At 67.8% G+C, this 4,524-nt stretch carries 4 protein-coding genes; 1 reads left to right on the forward strand and 3 read right to left on the reverse strand.

The annotated features are described in order from the left end of the window. Nucleotides 1-46 precede the first annotated feature (46 nt). The 3 genes from DBR34_RS11865 to DBR34_RS11875 form a co-directional block, all read right to left on the reverse strand. On the reverse strand, nt 47-2,119 hold the full coding sequence (locus tag DBR34_RS11865) for an EAL domain-containing protein (protein WP_128096947.1): 2,073 nt from the start codon (nt 2,117-2,119) through the stop codon (nt 47-49). A 90-nt stretch (nt 2,120-2,209) separates the two neighbouring features. Next, nucleotides 2,210-3,394, reverse strand: a complete 1,185-nt coding sequence (locus DBR34_RS11870; protein WP_128096948.1) for an NAD(P)/FAD-dependent oxidoreductase — start codon at nt 3,392-3,394, stop codon at nt 2,210-2,212. 8 nt (nt 3,395-3,402) lie between these two features. Continuing rightward, a complete protein-coding gene (locus tag DBR34_RS11875; RefSeq protein ID WP_038688875.1) occupies nt 3,403-3,951 on the reverse strand; it encodes a YaeQ family protein in 549 nt (182 codons plus the stop codon). A 123-nt stretch (nt 3,952-4,074) separates the two neighbouring features. Here DBR34_RS11875 and DBR34_RS11880 point away from each other — a divergent pair, with 123 nt between their 5' ends. Continuing rightward, complete coding sequence (locus DBR34_RS11880) at nt 4,075-4,461, forward strand: hypothetical protein (protein WP_128096949.1); 387 nt, start codon at nt 4,075-4,077, stop codon at nt 4,459-4,461. Nucleotides 4,462-4,524: the final 63 nt, after the last annotated feature.

Consider the following 4,524-nt stretch of genomic DNA (forward strand, 5'->3'; position numbering starts at 1 on the left):
GTCGTGACGCACGCCGATAGGTCACGACCGTCGGTCGTGACGTCCCTTACGCGAAATCGAAATTCATCACCGGCCCGGCAGGGCCGACAAAGTCGCCCTGCACGTAGTCCACGCCGGCACTGAACAACAGGCTCATCGAGTTGGCATCGGCGACGAACTCGGCGATGGTGCGGATGTTGGCCGACTGCGCGCGTGCGGTGATTTCGCTGATCTTCTCGCTGTGCTCGCGGGTGCTGGCCACATCGCGGGTGAAATCGCGGTCCAGCTTGAGGAACTGCGGCTGGAAGTGCGCCAGCAGCTGGAACGAATCCAGCCCCGAGCCGAACTGCTCCAGGCCGATCCGGCAGCCCAGCGGTGCCACCTCGGCCAGGAACTGCTGGGCATTGCGCAGGTGGGTGAACACCTTCGCTCCCGGCGCATGCAGCCACAACCGTTCGCCCGGCACGCCCTGGGCCTGCAGCTCGCGGCGCAGCGTGGCCACCATCTGCGGGTCGTTGAACGACTCCGGGGTGATCTTGACCATCATGTGGGTGGCATGGCCGGCGCGCGCGCGCTCGCCCAGCACGCCAATGGCGTGTGCGACCACCCAGCGGTTGATGTCGGCCAGCAGTCCATGTTCCTCGGCGATGCCCAGGAAGGCGGTAGGGCTGAGCAGCTCGCCGTTGTTGTCCAGGCGCAGGTACGCCTCGTACAGCTCCAGCGGCTCGCCCTGCAGGCTCAGCACCGGCTGGTAGTGCAACTGGAAGCCGTCGCCGCCCAGCGCCTCGCGGATGCGGGTGACCCAGCGCTGGATGCGCTCTTCTTCCACCCGGTCGATGGCGGCCGGATCAAAGATCCGCGTGGTGTTGCCCAGTTCCGACGCGGCCTGTTGGCATTCGGTGGCGCGCGCCAGGACCTGGCCGATGCTGGCGATCTTCTCGCCCACCTGCACGCCGCCGATGCTGACGGTGACCGTGGCCGAGCGCTCGCCGATGCTGAACACCTGGCCGGCGAACGCATCACGGATCTGGTCGGCCAGGGCCACCGTCTGCGCGTAGGCGCCTTCGGTCAGGACCGCGAAGCTGTGCTCGCCAAAGCGGGCCACCTGGGCCGCATCGCCGACACTGGCGGCCAGCACCTGGCCGAGCGCGCCGATGAGGGCATCAGCCGAATCCAGCCCGATGTCCGGCAGCAGGCGCGCGTAGTGGTCCGGCTCGATCAGCAGCAGGCCGAACTGGCCTTCGCTGCGGCCGGCCTGGGCCACCGCGTTTTCCACGTGCAGCATGAAGGTGGGGCGGTTGAGCAGGCCGGTGACCTGGTCGCGCTGGCGCAGGTCTTCGACCTCGCGGGCCAGTTCCGGATCGAACTCCATCCGCCGCCGGCGGAACACCACCTGCAGGCAGGATTCGCCTTCGTAGCTGGCCTGGGTGAATTCCATGGTGGCCGGGAACACCGCGCCCTCCTGGTTGCGCGCATCCACCTGGTACTGCGGCGGCGGCGCCTCACCCTTGCTCATCGACTTGAGCAGCTGCTTGAAACCGTCCACGTGCTGCGGGGCCACCATGTCCAGCAGCGAGATGCCTTCGACGTCGTCGAAGGATTCGTAGCCGAACATCTCCAGGTACGCCTCGTTGGCGCGGATGTGCATGCCTTCGTGGACGTAGGCGATGGGGTCGCGCGAGGAGGAGATCAGGGCATCGCAGCGGCGTTCGGTTTCGCGCATCTGCGCTTCGATGCGGCGCAGCCCGCGGCGCGCGTGCAGGTCGGTCCACTCGTTGCGCACCACCGCCAGCAGATGCTCGGGGCGGTTGCGCAGGGCGATGGCGCGGATGCCGTTGGCCCCGGCCTCGACCCACTCGTTCTCGTCGATCGATTCGGCCAGCAGGATCATCGGGATGTCCTTGCCGCTGGCCGCGATCTGCTGGGTGACCAGCAGCAGCGGAATGCTCTGCGCAGGCGCGGCCAGCACCAGGTCGATCGGCTGGGCGCCCAGGATCTGGGCCAGCTCCTCGGCGTGCTGCGGGCGCGCCGGGCGCACCGCGATGCCGCTGTTGCGCAGCGTGCTGACGATGGTTTCAGCGTTTTCACCGCTGTCATCCACGATCAGCAGGCGCACGGTCATGTCATTCGTGTTCTGCATTCACTACTCCCCGGACTGCAAACTTGATACACGATGGCTGTGGATACGTCCATGCGGCAAACGGTAGCCGGTCACGAATCCGCCGCCGGCTTACACCACCTGGCCTGCCGCATGGCCGCTGGCCCAGGCCCACTGGAAGTTGTACCCGCCCAACCAGCCGGTCACGTCCAGCACTTCCCCCACGAAGTGCAGGCCAGGGACCAACTGCGATTCAAACGTACTGGACGACACCTTGCGGGTGTCCACGCCGCCCAGGGTGACCTCGGCGGTACGGTACCCCTCGGTGCCGCTGGCCACCAGCGGGAAGCCCTGCAGCAACGCCGCGGCCTCGCGCAGCTGCGGTTCGTCGATCTGCTTGACCGGGCGGTCGGGCAGCCAGTGCTCGCACAGGCGCAGCGCCAGCCGCCGCGGCAGCACCTCGGACAACACCGTGCGCAGTTCCGCCGCACCGCGGTCGCGCTTCATCGCGCGCAGCCAGCCTTCCGCGTCCTGGCCCGGCAGCAGGTCCAGGCGCAGGTCGTCGCCGGGTTGCCAGAACGAGGAGATCTGCAGGATCGCCGGGCCGCTGATGCCGCGGTGGGTGATCAGCATTGAGTTGCTGAAGGCCACGTCGTTGCAGCGCGCCGTCACCGGCAGGGCCACCCCGCTGAGGTCGTTGAAGCGTTCCTGGTGCTTGCCGCTCAGGGTCAGCGGGACCAGCCCGGCGCGGGTGGGCAGCACCTCATGCCCGAACTGGCGGGCCAGCTCGTAGCCGAAGCCGCTGGCGCCCAGGCTGGGAATGGACAGGCCGCCGGTGGCCACCACCAGCGAGGCGGCATGGAACTGCCCCTGTGCGGTGGTGACATGGAAACCGTCGCTGCCGTGCTCGACCCGGGTCACCCCGCAGTCGGTGCGTACCTGCACGCCGGCGGCCTGGCACTCGTCCATCAGCATGCGCACGATCTGCTTGGAAGAAACGTCGCAGAACAGCTGGCCCAGTTCCTTCTCGTGGTAGGCGATGCCGTGGCGTTCGACCATCTCGATGAAGTGCCACGGGGTATACCGGGCCAGCGCCGACTTGCAGAAGTGCGGGTTGGCCGAAAGGAAATTGGCCGGCGTGGTGCCGGTGTTGGTGAAGTTGCAGCGCCCGCCGCCGGACATCAGGATCTTCTTGCCAACCTTGTTGGCATGGTCGATCACCTGCACCATGCGGCCGCGTTGGCCGGCGGTGAGCGCACACATCAGCCCGGCCGCGCCGGCGCCGATCACCAGCACGTCGCATGCAATGGGCTTCATCGCCTGGCTCATTCCTTGATGCGCTTACGCCAGGTCGGGATCACGTCCAGCTGCATCTGGTCGTTGATCAGCTGCACTTCGCCATCCTGGATCAGCACATTCCAGCGCATGGCGCGCTGGATCTGCTCGGCCCAGCGTTCCACGAAGGTGCTGTCCAGATCCAGCACCGAGAGGTTGTCGAAGCGCTCCAGGCCCTTGGCCTGCTTGCTCCACCAGATATCGGCGCCGTGCCCGGCGAAGGTGATGACCTGAACCTGGCGGCTGCGGTTGCAGGCCTTGCGGATGCGCGATTCGTCGGGCTGGCCCAGGTCGATCCACTGCAGGATGTCGCCGGTGTAGTCGCGGTGCCACAGGTCCGGCTCGTCGTCGGTGCTCAGGCCGCGGCCAAACTCCAGGCGGTCCTCTGCATTCAGCGCGAAGGCCAGCAGGCGCACCATCAGGCGCTCATCGTTTTCCGACGGGTGCTGGGCCAGGGTCAGGTTATGGGTCGCGTAGTAGCCGCGATCCATGTCGCTGATCTGCAGTTCGGCCTTGCGGATGGTGGCGGTGAGAGCCATGGGGATACCGGGAGCAAAGAGGACCATGATAGTGGTTTGCCCCGGGGGTGTCCGGGACCATGCTTCTGAAGGACGGCGTTTGGTGGCACGCTGGGCGCTTCGCGGTCCGGTTGTACGCCCTGCATGTCACGTTCTCCGCCACGCCGTCTGGTCATCGACGGTGCGCCCTTCATCTGCAGCATCCGGCGTGGGCCGGTCAGCGCCGACCCCGCCTGGACGGTGCTGTCGGCCTACGGTGCCGGGCGCCGCCTGCGCATCCGCTTCGACGCCGACCCGGCAAACGGTCGCCTGTCAGGGGATGCGGGGCTGGCCACGGGGAGCGTGCGCAGCGCCGCCGGTCAGTGGATCAACCTCCATCGACCGGCCGTGATACGGGCGCTGATCGACGCTGGGTTGGCTGCCGCCGATATGCGGGGCGACGAGTGCGATGGCTGGGCGCTGCTGGCGGTGGCCGCGCTGCCTGCCGACGCTGACGCCGACGCCGACGCGCGCAGCGGGGGCGCGGCATGACCCCGCCCAGTCGACTGCAATTGCCGCCGGGGACGTGGGCAACGCTGCTCGACGGCCTGTGCG

The organism is Stenotrophomonas sp. HMWF003, assembly GCF_003061285.1.
GTDB lineage: Bacteria > Pseudomonadota > Gammaproteobacteria > Xanthomonadales > Xanthomonadaceae > Stenotrophomonas > Stenotrophomonas maltophilia_AP.

Coding starts and splice junctions, on each gene's coding strand:
- DBR34_RS11865 (WP_128096947.1), bottom strand. CDS start 2,119: ATGCAGAACACGAATGACATGACCGTGCGCCTGCTGATCGTGGATGAC.
- DBR34_RS11870 (WP_128096948.1), bottom strand. CDS start 3,394: ATGAAGCCCATTGCATGCGACGTGCTGGTGATCGGCGCCGGCGCGGCC.
- DBR34_RS11880 (WP_128096949.1), top strand. CDS start 4,075: ATGTCACGTTCTCCGCCACGCCGTCTGGTCATCGACGGTGCGCCCTTC.
- DBR34_RS11875 (WP_038688875.1), bottom strand. CDS start 3,951: ATGGCTCTCACCGCCACCATCCGCAAGGCCGAACTGCAGATCAGCGAC.